The sequence below is a fragment of the Jiangella anatolica genome, assembly GCF_003236295.1.
Lineage (GTDB): Bacteria > Actinomycetota > Actinomycetes > Jiangellales > Jiangellaceae > Jiangella > Jiangella anatolica.
On record NZ_POTW01000049.1, the window covers coordinates 15,754 to 36,762 of the forward strand.

General features: G+C 74.4%; 18 protein-coding genes. 8 read left to right on the top strand and 10 right to left on the bottom strand.

All coding sequences use genetic code 11. The features are described 5' to 3' along the window. Window positions 1–36: 36 nt before the first annotated feature. On the bottom strand, window positions 37–2,592 hold the full coding sequence (locus C1I92_RS19220; protein ID WP_111256262.1) for a CHAT domain-containing protein: 2,556 nt from the start codon (window positions 2,590–2,592) through the stop codon (window positions 37–39). A gap of 110 nt (window positions 2,593–2,702) precedes the next feature. Between C1I92_RS19220 and C1I92_RS19225 the strand changes: the two genes are divergently transcribed. Together C1I92_RS19225 and C1I92_RS33910 are read left to right on the top strand one after the other, a co-directional pair. After that, window positions 2,703–3,926: a S8/S53 family peptidase gene (locus C1I92_RS19225; protein ID WP_111256263.1), complete on the top strand. Its 1,224-nt coding sequence runs from the start codon at window positions 2,703–2,705 to the stop codon at window positions 3,924–3,926. Window positions 3,927–4,049: 123 nt separating this feature from the next. After that, window positions 4,050–4,190, top strand: a complete 141-nt coding sequence (locus C1I92_RS33910; protein ID WP_158564201.1) for a hypothetical protein — start codon at window positions 4,050–4,052, stop codon at window positions 4,188–4,190. On the opposite strand, the gene C1I92_RS19230 is transcribed toward C1I92_RS33910, so the two are convergent. The 3 genes from C1I92_RS19230 to C1I92_RS19240 form a co-directional block, all read right to left on the bottom strand. After that, window positions 4,136–4,414: a hypothetical protein gene (locus C1I92_RS19230; RefSeq protein WP_111256264.1), complete on the bottom strand. Its 279-nt coding sequence runs from the start codon at window positions 4,412–4,414 to the stop codon at window positions 4,136–4,138. The two genes, C1I92_RS33910 and C1I92_RS19230, sit on opposite strands and share 55 nt — an antisense overlap. 70 nt (window positions 4,415–4,484) lie before the next feature. Further along, window positions 4,485–5,768 carry an MFS transporter gene (locus tag C1I92_RS19235; RefSeq protein ID WP_111256265.1) on the bottom strand — a complete coding sequence of 428 codons (1,284 nt, stop codon included), beginning with the start codon at window positions 5,766–5,768 and terminating at the stop codon, window positions 4,485–4,487. A gap of 43 nt (window positions 5,769–5,811) precedes the next feature. Continuing rightward, the gene (locus C1I92_RS19240; RefSeq protein WP_111256266.1) at window positions 5,812–7,029 is read right to left on the bottom strand and encodes an NAD(P)/FAD-dependent oxidoreductase; all 1,218 of its coding nucleotides are present in this window, start codon (window positions 7,027–7,029) and stop codon (window positions 5,812–5,814) included. Window positions 7,030–7,092: 63 nt separating this feature from the next. On the opposite strand from C1I92_RS19240, the gene C1I92_RS19245 reads away from it, so the two are divergent. The 3 genes from C1I92_RS19245 to C1I92_RS19250 are packed head-to-tail and all read left to right on the top strand — an operon-like array spanning window position 7,093 to window position 10,291. Beyond that, window positions 7,093–7,671 (top strand): TetR/AcrR family transcriptional regulator, encoded by a 579-nt coding sequence (locus C1I92_RS19245; RefSeq protein ID WP_199521376.1) that lies wholly within the window; start codon window positions 7,093–7,095, stop codon window positions 7,669–7,671. Between the two features lie 56 nt (window positions 7,672–7,727). Continuing rightward, window positions 7,728–7,868, top strand: coding sequence for a hypothetical protein (locus C1I92_RS33915; protein ID WP_158564202.1), 141 nt, complete (start codon window positions 7,728–7,730; stop codon window positions 7,866–7,868). 38 nt (window positions 7,869–7,906) lie between these two features. Beyond that, the gene (locus C1I92_RS19250; protein ID WP_111256268.1) at window positions 7,907–10,291 is read left to right on the top strand and encodes a helicase-associated domain-containing protein; all 2,385 of its coding nucleotides are present in this window, start codon (window positions 7,907–7,909) and stop codon (window positions 10,289–10,291) included. Between the two features lie 116 nt (window positions 10,292–10,407). Here C1I92_RS19250 and C1I92_RS19255 read toward each other — a convergent pair whose 3' ends face one another. The 5 genes from C1I92_RS19255 to C1I92_RS34540 are packed head-to-tail and all read right to left on the bottom strand — an operon-like array spanning window position 10,408 to window position 14,280. Further along, window positions 10,408–10,656, bottom strand: coding sequence for a type II toxin-antitoxin system VapB family antitoxin (locus tag C1I92_RS19255; protein ID WP_111256269.1), 249 nt, complete (start codon window positions 10,654–10,656; stop codon window positions 10,408–10,410). Then, complete coding sequence (locus C1I92_RS19260; RefSeq protein WP_111256270.1) at window positions 10,610–11,530, bottom strand: class II fructose-bisphosphate aldolase; 921 nt, start codon at window positions 11,528–11,530, stop codon at window positions 10,610–10,612. The genes C1I92_RS19255 and C1I92_RS19260 overlap by 47 nt, the downstream gene beginning before the upstream one ends. Continuing rightward, the gene (locus C1I92_RS19265) at window positions 11,527–12,435 is read right to left on the bottom strand and encodes a 1-phosphofructokinase family hexose kinase (protein WP_111256271.1); all 909 of its coding nucleotides are present in this window, start codon (window positions 12,433–12,435) and stop codon (window positions 11,527–11,529) included. Before C1I92_RS19265 ends, C1I92_RS19260 begins: the two co-directional genes overlap by 4 nt. Continuing rightward, the gene (locus C1I92_RS19270) at window positions 12,432–13,376 is read right to left on the bottom strand and encodes an ROK family protein (protein ID WP_199521377.1); all 945 of its coding nucleotides are present in this window, start codon (window positions 13,374–13,376) and stop codon (window positions 12,432–12,434) included. Before C1I92_RS19270 ends, C1I92_RS19265 begins: the two co-directional genes overlap by 4 nt. Window positions 13,377–13,401: 25 nt before the next feature. Next, window positions 13,402–14,280 carry an SIS domain-containing protein gene (locus C1I92_RS34540; protein ID WP_199521378.1) on the bottom strand — a complete coding sequence of 293 codons (879 nt, stop codon included), beginning with the start codon at window positions 14,278–14,280 and terminating at the stop codon, window positions 13,402–13,404. Between the two features lie 266 nt (window positions 14,281–14,546). On the opposite strand from C1I92_RS34540, the gene C1I92_RS19275 reads away from it, so the two are divergent. Next, the gene (locus C1I92_RS19275) at window positions 14,547–15,305 is read left to right on the top strand and encodes a DeoR/GlpR family DNA-binding transcription regulator (RefSeq protein WP_111256286.1); all 759 of its coding nucleotides are present in this window, start codon (window positions 14,547–14,549) and stop codon (window positions 15,303–15,305) included. Between the two features lie 82 nt (window positions 15,306–15,387). On the opposite strand, the gene C1I92_RS19280 is transcribed toward C1I92_RS19275, so the two are convergent. After that, window positions 15,388–17,004 (bottom strand): LCP family glycopolymer transferase, encoded by a 1,617-nt coding sequence (locus C1I92_RS19280; RefSeq protein ID WP_111256273.1) that lies wholly within the window; start codon window positions 17,002–17,004, stop codon window positions 15,388–15,390. A 183-nt stretch (window positions 17,005–17,187) separates the two neighbouring features. Here C1I92_RS19280 and C1I92_RS19285 point away from each other — a divergent pair, with 183 nt between their 5' ends. Both C1I92_RS19285 and C1I92_RS19290 read left to right on the top strand, forming a co-directional pair. Next, on the top strand, window positions 17,188–18,834 hold the full coding sequence (locus C1I92_RS19285) for a DNA repair helicase XPB (RefSeq protein ID WP_111256274.1): 1,647 nt from the start codon (window positions 17,188–17,190) through the stop codon (window positions 18,832–18,834). Window positions 18,835–18,953: 119 nt separating this feature from the next. Continuing rightward, a complete protein-coding gene (locus C1I92_RS19290) occupies window positions 18,954–20,933 on the top strand; it encodes a HelD family protein (protein WP_233507097.1) in 1,980 nt (659 codons plus the stop codon). Window positions 20,934–21,009: the final 76 nt, after the last annotated feature.

The window sequence follows — 21,009 nt, forward strand, 5'->3', positions numbered from 1 at the left end:
CCGGCCCGACATGTGTGATTCGGGTCACTCTGGGTTTCAGGCGCCGCCGAGGGCCAGGAAGGACCACGCGGTGGCTCGGTCCCGCGCCCCGTCCGCCGCCCGGCGGGCCGCCAGCAGCGCGGCGCCGAGGTCGTCGCCGTCGCGCAGCCGCTCGTGCACGACCAGGCTGAGGTCGACGCTCGCGGCGTCGCTCACCGGGACGACGGTGGCCAGCAGGCCGGCGGTGCCCAATGCCGACAGCGACGTGGACAGCCCGAGCAGCTCGTCGGCACCGGTCGGCGAGCCGACGCCGGACTCGCACGCCGTCAACAGCAGGCGGTACGGCGGCGCCTGCAGCCGCTCGATGTCGAACACCGTCAGCGGGCCGTCGGCCAGCTCCAGCGACGAGAACATCGGGTTGTCGCCGCGGTAGCGGCCGTGCGCGCCGATGTGCGCCAGCCAGGCCCCGTCCAGCGCGGCCAGCGCGGCGTCGGCGGTGGCGTCGCCGCCGGTCAGCACCGTCGCGTCGGGGTAGACGCCGGCCAGGACGCCGACCTCCGCGCCCGACGACGCGAGGTCGGCGCCGGCGATCAGCGCGACCGCCTTGTCCTCCGGCGGGACGCTGGTCCGGGCCCGTAGCCAGGCGGTCGCCGAGGGCGCCACCGTCACGTCGCGGTCGCGCAGCGCCGGCAGCGCGCCCCACGGCACCGACTGCATCGTCGACGGCGGCACCAGCACGACGGGACCGTCGCCCAGCTCCCGGACCGCCGGGCCGAGCATCGTCTGCTGCAGCCGGGCGAGCCCCGGCTCGGCGGCGGTCAGCAACACCCCGGCGACGGCGTCGGCGGCCACGGCGGCGCCGCGCAGCGCGAACTTGGCGTACTCGACCTCGTCCAGCGCGGCGCCGGAGTCGCCCGCGACCAGGTGCTTCAGCCGTCCCTCGCGCGCGACGACGACGTGGAACCGCCCGCCGCGCAGCCCGACGATGCTGACCAGCGTCCGGTCCCCGAGCGCGTCGAGCAGCTCCCGGACGTCGAGCCGGCGCCGCGCCTTCGTGGCGGCGCCGCCGGTCGCGTCGCGGCCGTGGACGTGCCGGCGGATCCGCTCCTCGATGCGGCGCCGCTCCGCCTCGTCGGCGTGGCTGCCGATGAGGCTGCCGACGGCGCGTAGGCGGCCCAGCTGGGCGGCCAGCTCGGCGTCGTGGCGGGCGGCGGGCCAGGGCAGCGAGTGGAGGCTGGCGCGCCAGCGCTCGGTCCACCGCAGCAGCTCCCGCGCCGACCCGTCGATCGCCACCCGGCGGGTCGCGAGCGCCGCGAGCTCGCTGCCGTGCACCGTCGCCCGGGCCCGCAGCTCCGTCGCGCCCAGCGACAACGCGTGCGTGTCCAGCACGTCAAGGCCGCGGCCGCAGGCGCGCAGCATCGCCCGCCGGTCGCCGGCGGACTCGGCCAGCAGCGCCTGGGCGTACCACCCGGTGGCCCGGCGCAGCGCCGACCCGCGCCCGCGCCGCCCGGCCGCCGCCGTCCGCAGTGCCTCACCGGCCAGTTCCGGCAGCCCCGTCGACAGCGCCAGCCGACCGGCCAGCACGAGCGCGTCGAGGCGCTCGGAGGCGTAGCGGTCGGTCAGCTCCGACGCCAGCTCGGCGGCCGCCCGGGCATGCCGCTTCGTGACGGCGCCTGCGGCGGCCTGGGCCCGGAGAAGGACGACGCGCGCATGCCGCTCCGCGTCGTCGTGCCCCTGCCGGCGACTCGACCGTGCCGCCCGTCGTGCCAGGTCGGCGGCGCGGCCGGCATTGCCGGCGGCGAGATGCACGATGGCGGCCGCGATGAACCCGTCGGACCGGCGCAGGGCGGAGTCGCGAGCGCCGTCCAGCACCGCCACCAGCTCGTCCGCCGTGCTGGCGGCGTCCTCGGTGAGGCCGGCCGCCAGCTGGACGACGGCGAGGTCGCGGACCACCTCGGGCGGCACCACGCCCAGTTCCTCGTACCGCCGGCGCGCGTCGTAGAGCAGGCGCAGCGCTCGCGGCAGGTCCCCCATCCGGTGCGCGCAGTCGCCTCGGTTCTGCACCACGATGGTGGCCAGATAGTTCTGCCCGGCGTTCTCCGCAAGCTCCTGTGAACGCCCGTACTCCTCGTCGGCGTCGGCGAACCGGCCGAGTGCGAGCAGTGCTGACGCCAGGTTGGTCCGCGCCGTCGCCTCCCACCCGATGTCGCCGAAGCGCGCCAGGATCGTCGCCGCCTCGGCACAGTCCCGGCGCGTGCCGTCGAAGTCCTGGAAGAAGTAGGACGCCGCCGCCCGCCGCACGAGGATCCTGGCGCGCTCGTCCGGCTCCGCGCCGTGGAGGGCGCTGTCGAACACGTCGAAGGCGGCCCGTCGGCGGCCGGCCAGCGCAAGCACGGTGCCGAGGCTGGCCTCGAGCTCGGTGACTCTGGCGTCGATTCCGTACTCGCGGCCGACCCGGATGCCGCGGCGCACGGTGCGCAAGGCCTGACCCACCTCGCCACGCTCCCGCTGCACGATGCCGAGCGCCTGCAGGGCGTACGTCTGGTCGAGCGGCGTCGCCGCACCGGACAGCACGGCACGAGCGGCCCGATCCGCCTCGTCGGGACTCGACATCGCCAGACCAGGCAACTGATCCACAGCTACCGCCGCCGACGTGCTTCCCGAGGTCACGCCCTGATGCTAGACATGTAGTCGTTTGCCCGAATCATGTCTGGGGGAATCCGATGCAACCGGATCGCGAACGGCTACACCAGGAGTTCGAGCGGCTGCGTGAGAACAGCGCTCGTCGCACCAAGGAACGGGGGTTCGAACTCGCCGCTCGCTGGAACCGGGACGAGACGGCGATCGAGTATCTGTACCGGCAAGGCCAGCTGATCTGCGACGAGCGCGATCTTGATGCCGTGCTAGCCGCGTTCGACGAGCTACGGCTCGACCGCCCCGAGGTGACGGAGGGCCCGGTCGGGCTGGCCGTCCTGCATGTCGCGGGTTCCGACGCAGCCGAGATCGCCGGCAGGCTCGCCGACATCCTCGGCGACGAGCGGATCGTCGCCCCGAACCACGTGCTGGACGCCCAGGTGCATATGGCCATGTGCCCGGCCACCGAGCCGGTGCCGTCCTACGGCCCGATCCCGGCGCTCGGGGAGCCGGTCGGCCCGGGCCGCCCGACGATCGCCGTCGTCGACACCGGCTATCTACCGGACACCGCGAAGGACTCCGGCTTCGGCCGGTTCTCGGCCGTGACGAAGTTCGAGCCGGACGACGACGTGTACGTACAGGGCACCGACCAGATCCGGCCATACGGGGGTCACGGCACGGCGGCGACAGCGCGTCTGCTGGCCGTGTCCGGCGCCGAGTCGGTCAAGGTCGAGGTGCGCGATTGCCTGCTCGGCGGCGCGGTGGACGAGCTGGCCATCGTCGAGGACCTCGAGAAGGTCGTCAAGGCCGGCGTCGACGTCGTCAGCGTCCAGGCCGGTCTCTACGCTCGGCACGGCAACACACCGAAGGCGTTCGACATGCTCTACCGGCGTGTGGTGAGCAAGCACCCGGAGACCGTGATCGTCGCAGCGGCCGGCAACCACGGCACCGACGTCCCGTTCTGGCCCGCCGCATACAGCTGGGTGACGGCGGTCGGCGCACTCACCAGCGGTGGTGACTTCCGTGCCCCGTGGAGCAACTTCGGCTACTGGGTCGATGCCTACACACCCGGCGAGAACACCGTCATCCCCTATCCGAACGGCCGGTACGACTACATCGACCAGACGTCCGCGCGGTTCAGCAACGGGCACGCGCTCTGGTCCGGCACGTCGTTCGCCGCCCCTGTCGTGGCCGGGCTGATCGCCCGCCGAATGGTGGAACGCGAGGTGTCCGCCCCGGTCGCGCGGCACGTCGTCCTGCAGGAGGCGGCCATCGGCGCGCTGCCGCACACGGGCCCGCGACTCATCGTCTGAGGACTCTTGCTCGGTCGGTCGTGGTGGCGGGGATACGTTGCCGGAATCTATCCCCGCCACCTGACCCGCAGGAGTCGCCATGGCGCACCTCTCCACGACCACCACCTCCGCCGGCACCGGGCGATGCTCGACCTGCCCGAGCCGGCCGGCGAGCGCCGGGTCGACGTCGCCGTCGTCGACACCGGGTTCGTCCACGCCCTCGCCGAGGACTACCAGCGATTCAGCGCGGTCAGCGGCGACTCGCGCGCCGACGCGCAGGTGTAGGCCGACGGCAGCGACCGGGTCGAGCCGTACGGCGGCCACGGCACCGCGGCGGCGGCCTGCCTGCTCGCGGTCTCGGGTGCGGACTCGACGTCGGTCCACGTGGACAGCTGCCTGGTCGGCGGCGCCGTCGACGAGGTGACGGTGGTCGAGGCGCTGACGGCGGCGGTCGAGTCCGGCGTCGGCGGACTGACGGAGGACGGCGCGGCCCGGGCGGGCTGGTCCAACCACGGCGACTGGGTCGACGTCGACGCCCGGCGACAACGTCACCGTCCCGTTCCCGAACGGCTGAGACGGCTACGCGACAGTGCCAGCCGGCGGCTGATCCGGGCCGCCGACCGGCACGGCCCGCCGCTCGGCCCGATACACCGGCAGGTACAGCGGCACGGCGAGCGCGACCACGGTGGCCCCGACGAGCATCGCCGTCGTCACCGAGGCCGACTCCGCGACATTCGTCAGCAGCAGCATGCCGATCGCCGAGGCCGGCTGGAACACCATCGAGCTCAGCGACACGATCGTGGTCCGGTGCGCGCCGGTCACCTCCTTGTGCAGCAGCGTCATGTGCATCGGGCTCGACGCGCCGTCGGCGAGGTAACAGGCCAGAAACGCCACGAGCAGCCCGGCCGGGCCGGCGAACACCGTCATCGTCGCGATGAAGACGGCCTGCGCCAGCCGCGTCGTGGCCGCCGTCGCCGCGATGCCGATCCGCCGGGACAGCACCGGCGCCAGCGCCGCGCCACCGGCCGACGCCAGCCAGGCGGCGGCCGCCGCCGGCCCCATGATCGCGCCGGCGCGATCCGCGTCGTCGAGCACCTCGGCCATCCGGATCGGCGTCAGCGACTCGTACGCGATCGCCCCGATCCCCCAGAACAACTCGATGCACACCAGCGCCTGCAGGATCCGCGACCCGCGCAGCAGCCGCAGGCTCCCGGCGATGACGCCGGGCACGTCGGCGGCCGCGGTGAGCGACGACCGCCAGCTCGTCGACCGGCCCGGCTCGACCATCAGCCGCATCGTGGCCAGCACCGACACCACGCGGGACAGCGCGGCGACGAGCACCGGCACGGCCAGCGCGTCGACCGAGCCGAACGGGTCCAGCGCGACCAGGCCGCCCGCCAGCAGGGCGCCAGCGCCGATCGCGACACCGGCGACCGTGCCGCCACGGGACAGGCCCTCGGAGAGGTCGGCGTCCGGATCCGTCGCCTGGACCGTGTCGACGTACCACGATTCGAGCGGGCCGCTGTCGAGCGCCCGGTAGACCCCCTGAACGGCGAAGGCCAGGGCGAACACGACGAACGAGTCGGCTGTGTAGATGAGCGCCAGCCCGCCGATGCTGATCAGGCCCGCGGCGATCGTCACCGGGCGGCGGCCGAGGGCGTCGGAGAGACCGCCGGTGGGCAGCTCGAGCAGGAACACGACCAGCCCCTGCATCGCCGCGGCGAGGCCGAGCTCGGAGAGCGTGAGCCCGCGGTCCAGCGGTAGCAGCGTCAGAACCGGCAGCAGCAGACCCGACGGCAGCCAGCGCAGCGCCAGCAGGATCAGGTACCGGTTCCGTGCCTGCCGCGGGTCGAGCTGAGTCATGGCAATGCATCTTCGCCCACCCGAGGATCGGACACAACGGGCATCAGCCGCGCAGCCGGTCGACCGCGGCCGAGCCGATGAGTGGCAGCACGACCCGCGGCGTGAAGTAGTGGTCGGCGGGAACGACGCCGGCCAAGACGCCGAGGAACCGGCCGACCTCTGATGGCCGCCGGGCGAGAGCCGCGAGCAGGGCGTGGTCGATTCGCCGGGGACGCAGGCCGGCGACGCGGACGGTGAGGTCGTACATCGGGCGGAGGCGGCCGTCGCGCTCGCGGTGCCGGACGGCCAAGGCCGAGGCCAGTGGGAGCGTCCCACCGAACCCGGCGATGACGGCGCCGGCCAGCGACTCCGCGTCGGCGAGGGCGTGCGTGATGCCCTGGGCGGTGACCGAGTCGATGACGGCGCCCGCGTCGCCGGCCAGGGCCCAGCCCGGCCCCCACGACGCGCGCAGCAGGTTGGGCTGGTCGGGCGTGGTGCGCAGCCGCTCGGCCAGAACGCCGGCCCGGACCCGGTGGCCGAGGTCGCCGCAGCGGTCCAGACCGGCGAGGTAATGGGCCGGCAGGTCGCGACGGGCCACGCCGAACTCCGTCAGCGGCGCCGCCACGTACACGACGCTCAGGTTGTCGTTGGTCGGGAAGGCCGCCGCGACGAGGCCGGCGCGATGGTGCAGTTCGCCGCCGTCGAGCGGCACGCCGGACCAGTAGCCATACGAGGCGAAGGTCCGTGGCGGCACGGACCGGTAGGCCTCGGCGCCGACGGCGGACGCGATGAACGAGTGCTTGCCGTCCGCGCCGATCACCAGCCGGGCCAGCTCCTGCACAGACGCACCGCGCCCGGACCGGCCGCGGATCCCCGACACGACACCGTCGCGCCGCACCAGGTCCTCGACCCGGAACCGCTCGCGGACCTCGGCGCCGGCGGCTCGGGCGGCGTCGACGAGAGCGGCGTCCAGCAGCGTGCGGCGCGGGCTGTAGAGCGCGTCGACGCCGTCGACCGCCGGATAGCGGCCGGTCAGCACCACGCGGCCGGAGTCGAGCCGGACGGCGCGAGCCGGCGGCGTCCCGGCGGCCACCAGCCGGTCCAGCACGCCCCAGCGGGCCAGCCGCGCGACCGCCGGGACCTGCACCTGGTGGGACGACACCGCGTCGGACGGGAAGGACACGCGGTCCACGGCGAGGACATGGAGTCCGGCGCGGGCCAACAGCAGCGCCGTCGCCGCACCCGCCACGCGAGCTCCGACCACGATCACGTCGTACGCCATCGTGCACCCCCAACGAGAAGGCCATACGCCACCGTATGGTTCTCCGTACGGTAGCGTATGGCGATGCCCGAGCAGAACCCCCGCCGCCGACTGTCCCGCGACGACTGGGCGGAGGCCGCACTGACGGCGATCGCGGCCGGCGGACTGGCCGCCGTCGCTGTCGAGCCGCTGGCCGCCCGGCTGCACGCGACCAAGGGCAGCTTCTACTGGCACTTCGCCAACCGCGACGCGCTGCTGGACGCCGCGCTGGCCCGCTGGGAGGAGCGCACCACCACCGACGTCATCGGCGAGATCACCGCAATGGACGGCGAGCCGGCGGACCGGCTGCGCCGGTTGATCACCCGGGTCGTCGGCATCGCCGAGCGTGACGCCGTCGGACCGGCGCTGCTGGCCACTGCCGCGGACGAGCGGGTCGCCGCGGCGCTGGACCGGGTGACACGCGCCCGGATCGGCCTCATCGTCGCGTTGTTCGAGGACGCCGGCTTCGCCCCTGCCGCCGCCCACCGCCGCGCGCTGCTCGCCTACAGCGCCTACCTCGGTCACGCCGAGCTGGCGCACTCCACGCCGCAGGTCCTGCCGCAGGCGAGCGAGGAGCGGCGGGCCTACCTGGACGACGTCCTGCGCGCGCTCACCGCACCCTGACCCGAAGGCTGGGATGGGGGTTGGGCCGCCACGGCGTGGCCGGTAATGTCGCGCATGTGACGGTCGAACGACGCAAGCCCCTCGAAGTTCCCGTGGATCCCGACATCACGGCGGAGCTGAAGGCGGCAGACATCGAAGCCCGGATCGAGGCCGCTGAGCGCAGCGCGGAGCTGCTGGAGCGTCTGCGCAAACTCTGATTTTCAGTACGTCGGACCCACGCCGTACCGTAGAGCGGATGACCGGGAACGACTCGGCTCCGCGCAGTCTCGCCGACGACCTGCGCGCTCGTGCCGACGACGAGCTGGCGGCGCTGCTGCGCGCGCGGCCGGATCTGCTCGTCCCGGTGCCCGCCGACGTCTCGCAGCTGGCCTCGCGGGCCACCACCCGGGCGTCGGCCGTCCGGGCGCTGGACCGGCTGGACCGCTTCACCCTCCAGGTCGTCGACGCGCTGGTGATCTTACCCGCGCCGACCGGCCCGGCCGACGTGCGCGCGGCGCTGGGGGCCACGGCGGCCGCGGTCGACGGCGCGCTGGCGACGCTGCGGACGCAGGCGCTGCTCTGGGGTCCCGACGACGACCTGCGGCTGCCGCGCATCGTGCACGAGATCGTCGGCCCGCATCCGGCCGGCCTCGGCCCGCCGGCCCGGCAGGCGCTGCTCGCGCTGCCGCCGTCACGGCTGGCGTCGATCATGGACGGCCTCGACCTCACCCCGGCCGCCGACCACGCCGGCAACGTCGACGCCGTCGCGGCGCAGCTCACCGACCCGGCCGCGCTGACGCGGCTGCTGGACGAGCTGACCGACGACGCCCGCTCGGCACTGGCCGCGCTCACCCCGGGGCCGCCGACCGGCCGCATCGACGACGCCCTGCGCGAGGTGCAGCGGGCGACCGCGCGCACGCCGATCGATCTGCTGCTGGCGGTGGGCCTGCTGGTGCCGGTCGACTCGACGACGGTCGTGCTGCCGCGCGAGGTCGCCCTGCAGCTGCGTGGCGGCCGGGTGCACACCGAGCCGCAGCCGGCGCCGCCCACCCCGCCGGTCACCGAGCGCGCCCCTGACACCGTCGACCGGACGGCCGGCGCCGGGGCGTACGACCTCACCCGCAAGGTCGAGCTGCTGCTGGACACGTGGGCGGCCGAGCCGCCGCCGGTCCTGCGCACCGGCGGCCTCGGCGTGCGCGACCTGCGCCGGCTGCCTGAGCTCCTCGACACCGACGAGGCCGGCGCCGCGCTGATCGCCGAGGTCGCCTACGCGGCCGGGCTGGTCGCCATCGGCGATGCCGACGAGGTGTGGCTGCCGACGCCGGAGTTCGACGCCTGGCGCCGCGAGGAGCCCGCCCGCCGGTGGGCCGTCCTCGCCCAGGGCTGGCTCGGCACCAGCCGCGTCGCCGGCCTGGCCGGGAGCCGCGACGAGAAGGACCGCCCGATCGCGCCGCTGGGCCGCGACCTCGAACGGCCCGCCGCGCCCGAGGTGCGCCGGCTCGCGCTGGAGGAGCTGGCCGGGCTGCCGGCGGGCTGGGCGCCCGACCTCGTCGGCGTGCTGGCAGCGCTGCAGTGGCGGCGGCCGCGCCGGGCCGGCCGGTTCCGCGACGACCTCGTGCGCTGGACGCTGCGCGAGGCCGAGCAGCTCGGCCTGACCGGCATGGGCGCGCTGGCGTCGTTCGCCCGACCGCTCCTGGCCGGCCGCGGCGGTGACCGGGCCGTCGACGCCGCCACCGAGGCGGTCCGGGCGAGCCTGCCCCAGCCGCTGGACCACGTGCTGCTGCAGGCCGACCTGACGGCGATCGCGCCCGGCCCGCTGCGCACCGATCTCGAACGTGAGCTGAGCCTGCTGTCCGATGTCGAGAGCCGCGGCGGCGCGTCGGTGCACCGGTTCACCGCCGGCTCGCTGCGCCGGGCGCTCGACGCCGGTCGCACCGCCGCCGACGTGCACGCGTTCCTCGCCACCATCTCCCGCACGCCGGTGCCGCAGCCGCTGACGTACCTCGTCGACGACGTCGCCCGCACCCACGGCCAGCTGCGGGTCGGCAGCGCGTCGGCGTTCGTCCGCTGCGACGACGAGGCGGTGCTGGCCGCGATCATGGCCGACCCGCGCTCGTCCAGCCTGAGCCTGCGCCGGCTCGCGCCCACCGTCCTCGCCTCCTCGATCGCGGCGAACACGCTGGTCGAGCGGTTGCGCCAGCTCGGCTTCAGCCCGGTGCCGGAGGCGGCCGACGGGTCCATCGTGATCGGCCGCATGGAGCCGCGACGTGCGGCCGGCCGGTTCGCGCCGCGGCCGGTGCCGTCGGAACTGGCCGCGCCGGAGGAGACGCTGCTCGGCGCCGCCGTCCGCGCGCTGCGCGCCGGCGACCGGTCCCGGGCGGAGCGACCGGCCGACGGCGGGCGTGGGCGGCTCGGCCGGACGACGGCCGCCACCACCCTGGCCGAACTGCGCGAGGCGCTGGAGGTCGGCGCCACGGTCTGGATCGGCTACGTCGACCAGCACGGCGCCACGACCGAGCGCCTGATCGACCCGGCCCGCATCGAGGGCGGGTGGCTGTCCGCGTTCGACCACCGCAGTGGCGAGGTCCGCTCGTTCGCGGTGCATCGCATCAGCGGAGTGGCTCCGGTCGACGCCGCCTGACGACTCAGGCCGGCCGAAGCACGTCCACGTCGGTGCGGGCGAAGTCGTCACCGACGCAGAGGACGGGAATCCCGAACTCGGCGGCGATGCCGTAGGTGAAGCAGTCGCCGTAGTGGTCATCGAGGCGGGCCGTCGTCGTATCCGATGATCTCGTCAGCGGAGCGGGTGTCGAGCACCTTGTGACGGAGCAGGTCGGACTGGAGCGCGCGCAGCCGGCGCGCGACCCGGTCGCCGGAGCCGCCGCGCTCGCGATCCAGCCGCTCGCGCAGGGCATTGATCACCGCCGTGGTCAGGGACTCACCCGTGACCGCTGCGAGCTCACGGGCCAGCCGGTCCGCCTCGACACTCTTGATGCTCAGAGCCATATCCGAGTTGTACCGCTGCGGCGAGATTTCTGGATCGGTGCGACCGCCGCAGCACACCGAGCAGCCGGGCCGTCTCCGCGGCCAGTGCCTCCCGGCCGGCGGCGACGTAGCGACGGGGGTCGACGAGCCGCGGGTCGCCGGCCAGCCGGTCGCGGACGGCGGCGGTGAACACGGCGTTGAGGTGGGTCGCGATGTTGACCTTCGTCATGCCCGACACGACCGCCTTGGCCAGTTCCGCGTCCGGCACGCCGGACGAGCCGTGCAGCACCAGCGGGACCGGGACCGCGGCGCGCAGCTCGGCGATCAGAGCGTGGTCGACGACGGCGTCACGGGTGCGCATCGCGTGCGACGTGCCGACGGCGACGGCGAGTGCGTCGACGCCGGTCGCGGCGGCGAACGCGGCCGCCTCCGCGGGGTCGGTGCGGGCGCCGGGCGCGTGCACGCCGTCCTTGCCGCCGACCTCGCCCAGCTCCGCCTCGACGGCGACCCCGCGCGCGTGGCAGTACTCGACGACGGCGCGGGTCGCGGCGACGTTGGCCTCGTACGGCAGCTTCGACGCGTCGAACATGACGCTGCCGATGCCCAGCTCGACCGCCTCGTGGACGAGCGCCGCGTCCTCGGCATGGTCCAGGTGCACGACGACCGGCACGGCCGCGGCCCGGGCGACCGCCAGCGTCGCGGCGGCGATCGGCGCCAGCGCGCCGTGGTAGCGGACGCAGTTCTGGCTCAGCTGCAGCACGATCGGGGCGCCGGCCCGGTCCGCGCCGTCGACCAGACCCTCGGCGTGCTCGAGCAGGATCACGTTGAACGCGCCGACGCCCTGGTGCCGCGTGGCGGCGTCGGTGAGCAGTCCGGTCATCGAGGTCAGCGTCATTCGAGTCGCTCCGCATGCAACGTGGGCAGGAATCGTGTGTAGGCGGCGAGGTCGACGTCGCCGGCGGCGGCCTCGAGGACGGCCGCGGCGCCGAGCGCGGCGGCGTCGGCGAGGACGTCCGGCCACGAGGTGCCGTCGATCAGGCCGCGGACCAGCGCCGCGACGGTGGCGTCGCCGGCGCCGGTCGGGTTGCCGGTGACCCCGGGGATCGCGGCGACCCGCCACGCCTCGCCGCCGGCCAGGCCGAGCAGGCCGTCGGCGCCCAGGGAGACGACCACGCGCTCGGCGCCGAGCGCGAGCAGCCGGCGGGCGGCGTCGGTGTGGCTCAACCCGGGAAGGGCCGCGGACAGCTCGTCGGCGTTCGGCTTGAGCAGCACCGGGCCGGCCCCGGCCGCGGCGAGCAGGGCCGGCCCGGAGGTGTCGACGACGGCGGGGACGCCGGCCGCGATCAGCCGCGGCAGCAGGTCTTCCGGCGCGCCGGCGGGCAGGCTGCCGGAGACCACCAGTGCCTCGGCTCCGGCCAGCTCTTCGTTCACGGCGTCGACGACGGCGGCCCACTCGGCGCCGGTGAGGGGACGGCCGGGCTCGTTGAACGCGGTCGCCGTACCGCCCTCGTCCACGACGGTGAACGTGCGGCGCGTCGGCGCGGCGACCGGCACCGCGCGCACCGCGAGCCCGGCGTCGGTCAGCGCGTCGGCCAGCCAGGTCCCGGCGGGTCCGCCCAGGGGCGCCACGATCACGCACGGCACGCCCAGCGCGTGCAGCACCCGGGCGACGTTGACGCCCTTGCCGCCGGGCCGTTCCAGCACGTCGGCGACCCGGTGAGCGCCGCCGGGCGTCAGCGTCGGCACCCGGTACGTGACGTCGATCGCCGGGTTGGGGGTGAGGCAGACGACGCGCGTCATGGCATCGGCTCGCGGGCCAGCAGGCCGGCGCCGACGCAGCCGGCGCGGTCGCCCAGCTCGGCGGCGACGACGCGCGGCAGCCGCTGGAACGTCAGCCGCTCGGCAAGCCGGTCGGTCAGCGGCCGGAGCACCAGGTCGGGCGACTCGCCCAGCCCGCCGCCGATCGCCACCACCGCCGGCGCGACCACGCCGACCAGCATCGACAGCCCGTACGCCAGCGCGTCCAGCGCCTCGTCCCACACGGCGACGGCGGCCGGGTCGCCGCGGCGCACCAGCTCGGCGACCTCGCGACTCCCGGCGACCGGAGCGCCGGCGGCGAGCGCGTAACGACGGGTGACGGCGGAGGCGGAGGCGATCGCCTCCAGGCAGCCGCGACCGCCGCAGGCGCACGGCAGGTCATGCCCGACGTCGACGTGGCCGAGCTCGCCGGCGTAGCCGTCGCCGGCGAACACCCGGCCGTCGAGGATCAGTGCCGCCGCGATGCCGGTCCCGACCGGCAGGAACACCGCGTTCCGCTCGCCCCGGCAGGCGCCCAGGCGATGCTCGGCCATCCCGCCCGCCCGCACGTCGTGGCCGACCGCGACCGGACAGCCCAGCCGCTCGGACAGCAGCGACCGCAGCGGCACGTCGCGCCAGCCCAGGTTCTCCGCGTGCACCGCGACCCCGGCCGCCTCGTCCACGATGCCGGGCACGACGACACCCACCACGACACCCGCCGCGACCGGCGCACCGGCCGGCCCACCCGCCGGCGCCACACCCGACGGCGAACCGTCCGACAGCTCGTCGGCGAGCCGGCGGACGATCGCCTCGACGGCGTCGACCACCGCCAGCCCGTCCGGCCCGGCCGGCGGCGTGGACGTCCGGTGCACCGGGCCCAGCCGCCCGTCGGGGCCGAGCACGCCGGCCTTGATCGACGTCCCGCCGACGTCGACGGCGATCACCGGCCGAACCGAGGCCGCCGGCACCTCAGCCGCCAGGCAGGACGACGGAGCGGGTGAGGTGCCGCGGCCGGTCCGGATCCAGACCACGCGCCTCGGCCAGCGCCACCGCCAGCCGCTGAGCCACCACCAGCTGCGCCAGCGGATCCAGCGAGCCATCGACGAACGTCGCCCCCGTGGCGGCCACCTCGGAAGCCAGACCGGCCGGCGGCGGGCCGAACGACCACACCAGCCGGCCCGGCTGGGCGATCGCCACCGGTCCGTGCCGGTAGTCCATCGCCGGATACGCCTCGGCCCAGAACTGCGCCGACTCACGCAGCTTCAGCGCCGCCTCGTGCGCCAGCCCGATCGTCCAGCCGCGCCCGACGAACGTCGCCTGCTCGATGTCGGTGAGCCCGTCCAGCGGCTCGGCCAGCGCCTTCTCCGCGTCGGCGATGACCGGCGCGAGGTCGTGCCCGAGGTGCGCACGCAGCAGCGCGAGCGCCGACGTCGCGAACCGGGTCTGCACGACCGACCGCTCGTCGGCGAAGTCGAGGACGAGCGAGCTCGACGCCGCGGCCACCACCGGCGAATCGCCGACCGCCGTCAGGGCCACAGCGCGACCCTCGAACGAACCCAGCAGGTCCAGCACCTCGGTGGTCGTGCCGGACCGGGAGATCGCGACGACGGCGTCGTAGTCGCGGCCGAGCGGCGCCTCGGAGGCGGCGAACGCGTCGGTCTCGCCGAGTCCGGCCCGTTCCCGCAGCGCGGCATAGGACATCGCCATGAACCAGGACGTGCCGCAGCCGACGACGGCGACCCGCTCGCCAGGCGCCGGGAGCACCCGCCGGGCGTCGTCGAGCAGGCCGGCCGCACGGGCCCAGCAGGCCGGCTGGCTGGCGATCTCCGCCCGTACGTGTTCGCTCATCGATGGTGTCCCCTCTTGTGCCGCCGAACCTCGACGCCTGCATTCTAGCGATCGAATCGGGCATGATTCGCGCAGAGTCGCGCAAGCCACCGGCCAGTAGGTGGTCGCGGTATCGTGCCGTTCACTCGGATCGAGAAGAGACTGGTGGCGGAGTGACCGCCGGGCGGTCAGGTGAGGGGGACGCCGTCGTGACCGACCAGCCGGACGGAGACGCCGGCGCCGACCTGGGCGGGCAGGCGCACGACCGCGCGCGCCGCTGGCGGCAGATGCTCGACCTGCTCGCCGAGCGTGGCCGGCTCAGCGTCACCGAGACCGCGTCGGCGCTGTCGGTGTCCGAGGCGACCGTCCGCCGCGACTTCACCGAGCTGGCCCGCCAGCAACTGGTCACCCGCACCCACGGCGGCGTGGTGGCGACGGCGGTCGCGTACGACCTGCCGGCCCGCTACCGCGCGACGTCCGGCAGCGACCCGAAGGAGCGCATCGCCGCGCTGGCCGCCGACCTCGTCGAGCCCGGCATGGTGGTCGGGTTCAACGGCGGCACGACGACGTCGGCGACGGCGCGCCGGCTGGCCGCCCGCATCGAGCACGGGCCGCACTCCGGCGAGCACACGCTGACGGTCGTCACCAACGCGCTGAACATCGCCACCGAGATGGTGCTGCGCCCGCACATCCGCACCGTCTCGCTCGGCGGCGTGGCGCGACCGCAGTCCTACGAGATGACCGGTCCGCTGGCCACGCTGGTCCTCAACGAGCTGTGGCTGGACGTGCTCATCCTCGGCATCGACGGGCTGACGGCGTCCGGCGGCGCGTCCTGCCGCCACGTCGGCGAGGCCGGCATCGACGCGCTGATGGTGCAGCGCGCCGGCCGCGTCGTCGCCGCCGGCGTCGGCGAGAAGATCGGGCGCCGCGCGTTCGCCCGCATCTGCGACGCCGACCAGATCGACGTGCTGGTCACCGACCCCAGCGCGCCGGAGGACGAGCTGACCGCGCTGCGCGCCGCCGGCGTCGACGTGCGCCTCGCCTGACCCGACCCCGCCCCATGATCATCAATGATCCAACCCACTATGCGTGGTTGGATCATTGATGATCATGGGGTAGTCGGGGGCGTCAGCAGACCTCGTCGACGTTCACCGCGCCGTCGGCGTCGTTCGGCGTCTCGGTGCTGCCCGGCGTCGCGCCCTCGTCCGGCGACTCCTCCGACTCCTCCGACTCCTCGGTCGGAGCGTCCGTCGGCGCGTCGTCCGTCGGCGCGTCGTCCGCCGGGGGCTCGGTCGCCGTGCCGGCCGGTCCTTCGGCGGCGTCCGGGTCCTCCGCCGGCGGCGGCGTCTCGGCGGGCGGGTTCAGCGAGTCCTGCACGAACTGGCGGATCAGCTCGTAGTCGGGGTCGTGGTACTGGATGATGTCGTCGGTGAACGGCAGGCTGCGCAGGCCGCCGGCCTCCTGGACCTTCAGCGCCAGCTCGGCGAAGTCCGACAGTCGCGCCTGGGTGATGTCGGTCGACATGGTGTTCTCGGCCGCCGACGCGAGCGCCTGGTAGCGGGTCAGCAGCGTCCGCGGGTTGGCCTGCTCGGCGATCGCGCCGATGACGCAGCGCTGCCGGCGCATCCGCTCGTAGTCGTCAGAGACCGGGCCGGGGCCGCAGCGGGCGCGGGCGAACCAGAGCGCGTGGTAGCCGTCGAGATGCTGGTCGTCGCCGGGCTCGATCCAGCCCTTCGCCTCGGTGCAGCCGCCCCACTGCTCCTTGGTGCCGATCGGGATCCGGTACGGCACGTCGAGGTCGATGCCGTTGAGCGCGTCGACCAGGTACTGGAAGCCGCGCAGGTTGACCATGACGTAGTAGTGGAGGTCCAGCCCGAGCACCTCGCCGACGACCAGCTTCATCGCCTCGGCGCCGGGGTCGGGGATGCCCTCGAAGAACTCCGGGAACTCGTATGGCACGAACCGGTACATCGAGGAGAGCCAGTAGTACGCGTCCTCCTCAGGACCGCGGAAGCCGTCCGGGTACGCCTCGGCCAGCGGGGTGCCTGCCGGCATCGGCACGTTGAGCAGGTTGCGCGGCAACGAGAACAGCGCGGTGTCGCCGGTCTCGGTGTTGATGCTGGCGACCATGATGGTGTCGGTGCGGGTCTCCTCGCGGCCGGGTCCGGCGTCGGAGCCGAGGATCAGCACGTTGACCCGCTCCTGGCCGGCCCACGGGTCCTCGTCGGAGGAGTCCGGGACGGTGAGGCTCGGCGTGTCGTCGTCGGCGAAGACGTTGCCGATCAGGTCGCGCTGCGTGTACGCGTACCGGCTGCCGATGCTGAGCGGGCTGATCACCAGCGAGGCGACGACCACCACGATCAGCGCCGACAGCAGCCGCTGCGGCGCCCGCAGCCCGTGCGGCTGCAGCAGATACAGGCTGACCAGCGCGGTGAGCAGCCAGACGGCGGCGACGGCGATCAGGCCGGCGGTGATGAGGTTCAGCGTGCCGGTGTCGGTGCCGGCGTCGATCAGCCCGGACCGGCCGCTGCGCACGGCATAGACGGCGGCGCCCGCCGCCAGCAGCACGAACAGCACGACCATCGTCCAGCCGAGCTTCTTGCGGCCGGCCGAGATCAGCCCCGCGCCCGGGATCAGCGCGCCGACGCCGACCTGGCGCAGGAAGCGACGGTAGTCCGCCGGACTGACGCCACCGCCGTGCCGGCGTCCCCGGCTCCGTCGACCGCCCCTCTCGTCGCTGCTCATCGCTGCCCGCCGCGTTCGTGCCCCCTACGCGGACTGCCTCCTTCGCCGGATCGGGACGTGCTGCCGATAGGTCGCGGGACATTGTGCCTCACGTCTCGAACTCCCGTGGAGCCGCCCGCGTTCCCGGCGCGTCCGGAGTGTCCGGATTCGTGATCGCCGCCGCCGGTGCGTGACAATGGGGCGGTGAACGACGGACCTCTGATCGTCCAGAGTGACAAGACGCTCCTCCTCGAGGTCGACCACGAGCAGGCCGACGACTGCCGCCGCGCGATCGCGCCCTTCGCCGAGCTGGAGCGCGCCCCCGAACACGTGCACATGTATCGACTCACCCCGCTCGGCCTGTGGAACGCCCGGGCCGCCGGCCACGACGCCGAGCAGGTCGTCGACACACTGCTCAACTACTCCAGGTACCCCGTTCCGCACGCCCTGCTCGTCGACGTCGCCGAGACGATGGCCCGGTACGGCCGGCTGCGGCTGGAGAGCCACCCCGTCCACGGGCTGGTCCTCGTCAGCACCGACCGCGCAGTCCTCGAGGAGGTGCTGCGGTCCAAGCGGGTCGTTCCGCTGGTGGGCACCCGGCTCGACCCCGACACCGTCGTCGTGCACCCGTCCGAGCGCGGCAACCTCAAGCAGGCGCTGGTCAAGCTGGGCTGGCCGGCCGAGGACAGCGCCGGCTACGTCGACGGCGAGGCGCACCCGATCGCGCTGGCCGAGGACGGCTGGACGCTGCGGCCGTACCAGCGCGAGGCGGCCGACGGCTTCTGGCACGGCGGTTCCGGCGTGGTCGTGCTGCCCTGCGGCGCGGGCAAGACGCTGGTCGGCGCCGCCGCGATGGCCCGGGCCGGCGCCACCACGCTGATCCTGGTGACGAACACCGTCGCGGCCCGGCAGTGGCGCGACGAGTTGGTCAAGCGCACCAGCCTCACCGAGGACGAGATCGGCGAGTACTCCGGCCAGAAGAAGGAGGTCCGCCCGGTCACGATCGCCACCTACCAGGTGCTGACCACCCGGCGGAAGGGCGTCTACCCGCACCTGGAGCTGCTCGACGCCCGCGACTGGGGCCTCATCGTCTACGACGAGGTGCACCTGCTGCCGGCGCCGATCTTCCGGATGACGGCGAACCTGCAGGCCCGGCGCCGGCTCGGCCTGACGGCGACGCTGGTGCGCGAGGACGGCCGCGAGGACGACGTGTTCACGCTGATCGGCCCGAAGCGCTACGACGCGCCCTGGAAGGAGATCGAGAACCAGGGCTGGATCGCCCCGGCCGACTGCGTCGAGGTCCGCGTCACCCTGTCCGACGGCGAGCGGCTGGCCTACGCGACGGCCGAGCCGGACGAGCGCTACCGGCTGGCGTCGTGCACCGACGCCAAGACCCGCGTCGTCGAGAGCCTGGTCAAGCGGCACGCCGGCGAGCAGATGCTGGTCATCGGCCAGTACCTGGAGCAGCTGGACGAGATCGGCGAGCGGCTCGACGCGCCGGTCATCAAGGGCGAGACGACGGTGCGCGAGCGGCAGCGGCTGTTCGACGCCTTCCGCGCCGGCGAGGTGCGCACGCTGGTCGTCAGCAAGGTGGCGAACTTCTCCATCGACCTGCCCGAGGCCAGCGTCGCCATCCAGGTGTCCGGCACGTTCGGCTCGCGGCAGGAGGAGGCACAGCGGCTCGGCCGGATCCTGCGGCCCAAGTCCGACGGCCGCACCGCCCGGTTCTACTCGGTGATCGTCCGCGACACCGTCGACCAGGACTACGCCCAGCACCGTCAGCGCTTCCTCGCCGAGCAGGGCTACGCCTACCAGATCGCCGACGCCGAGGACCTCCTCCGCGAGAGCTGACCGGAAATTCGGTGGACACGGTGCGGTACGCGAACTAGGGTCTTGTGCCCTTCGCGACCGGACCGGATCACCGGGCCGTCGGAAAGCCCCATCTTCCGCCGAGCCCCTGGAGGCCGCCCGTGTCCGCCGACCCCGTCCTGCAGTCCGAGCGCGAGCACCTGCGCCGCGCCCGGGCCGACCTCCAGGCCATGCGTGAGCACACGCTGTCGCTGACGGCACAGAGCGCGGACCACGTCTCCACCGAGTACCTCAAGGCCTCGCTCTACCGGCGGGCCAAGGCGCTGGAGGACGATCCGACGCTGCCGCTGTTCTTCGGCCGCATCGACCACGGCAGCAGCGAGACGTTTCACATCGGCCGCCGGCACGTCATGGACGGCCACGGCGACCCGATGGTGGTCGACTGGCGGGCGGACGTGTCCCGCGCCTTCTACCGGGCCACGCGCGACGACCCGCACGGCGTCACGCTGCGCCGCCGCTACGGGTTCGCCGGCGGCGAGCTGACGTCCTACGAGGACGAGCATCTGCTCGACCCGGGCGAGGCCGACGTCACCAGCCGGATCCTCACCGAGGAGATCGAGCGGCCGCGCGTCGGGCCGATGCGCGACATCGTCGCGACCATCCAGCCCGAGCAGGACGAGGTGGTCCGGGCCGGCCTGGACACGACGGTGTGCGTGCAGGGCGCGCCGGGCACCGGGAAGACCGCCGTCGGGCTGCACCGTGCCGCCTACCTGCTGCACACGTACCGCGAGCGGCTGGCCCGCACCGGCGTGCTCGTGATCGGCCCGAACCAGGCCTTCCTGCACTACATCGCCCAGGTCCTGCCGACGCTCGGCGAGGTCGACGTCCGCCAGGTCACCGTCGCCGAGCTGGTCGACGGCGTGCCGATCCGCGGCGCCGACGACCCGGAGACGGCGACGCTCAAGGGCGGCGCCCGGATGAGCGATGTCATCCGCAACGCGATCTGGTCGCACCTCGCCGAGCCCACGGAGACGCTCTACGTCACCCGCGGCACCCGGCGCTGGCGGGTCCCGGTGCACGAGGCCGCCGACGCGATCCGGACGCTGCGCGAGCGCGGCGACGGCTACACGACGGCGCGGGCGCTGCTCGGCCAGCGGCTGGCGCACCGGATCCTGCTGCGGATGGAGGCGGCCGGCGAGATCACCGACGACCGGGTCCAGAACGCCGTCGCCCGATCCCGGCCGGTGAAGGACTACGTCGACCGGCTGTGGCCGGCGCTGGACCCGGTGAAGCTGGTCATGCGGCTGCTCAGCGAGCCGGAGCTGCTGGCGGCGGCCGCCGACGGGATCCTCGACGCCGACGAGCAACGGACGCTGCTGTGGCGCAAGCCCGCCCGCGGCCCGAAGACGGCGCCGTGGTCGCACGCCGACGCCGTCCTGGTCGACGAGGCGCGGGCGGCGCTGGAGCGGGTCCCCGGCGTCGGGCACGTCGTACTGGACGAGGCGCAGGATCTGTCCCCGATGGAGCTGCGCGCGGTCGGCCGCCGCGCCGGCACCGGCTCGCTGACCGTCCTCGGCGACATCGCCCAGGGCACCACCCCGTGGGCGACGCCGTCCTGGCCGGAGGCCCTGCGCCACCTCGCCCGCGACGACGCGCACCTGGAGATCCTGCGCAAGGGCTACCGCGTCCCGGCCGCCGTCGTGGAGTTCGCCGGCCGGCTGCTGCCGGTGATCGCGCCCGGCATCGCGCCGCCGGAGCCGGTCCGGTCCAATCCTGGCCGCCTCGCCATCGTCCGGGCCGACGACCCAGGCGCGGTCGTCGGGGCCGTGGCCGACGTGGCCGCCCGGGAGGGCTCGGTCGGCGTCATCGTCGCCGACGCCGCCGTCGCGGAGACCGCCGCCGCGCTGGACCGGGCCGGGATCGCCCACGGCCAACTGGCCGACGACCACCGGGTCACGCTGGTGCCGGCCACCCTCGCCAAGGGCCTGGAGTACGACCACGTCGTCGTCGCCGAGCCGGCCGCCATCGTCGCGGCCGAGCCGGCGGGGCTTCGCCGGCTCTACGTCGTGCTCACCCGGGCGGTCTCGTCGCTCACCGTCGTGCATCGCGAGCCGCTGCCCGATCCACTGACTCACCAGTAGCGATACGATGGGCATGCCCGCGAAGGGCTACATTCTGTGTATTGTCTGCACGGCGTGACGGGGTCATCGGCACCCC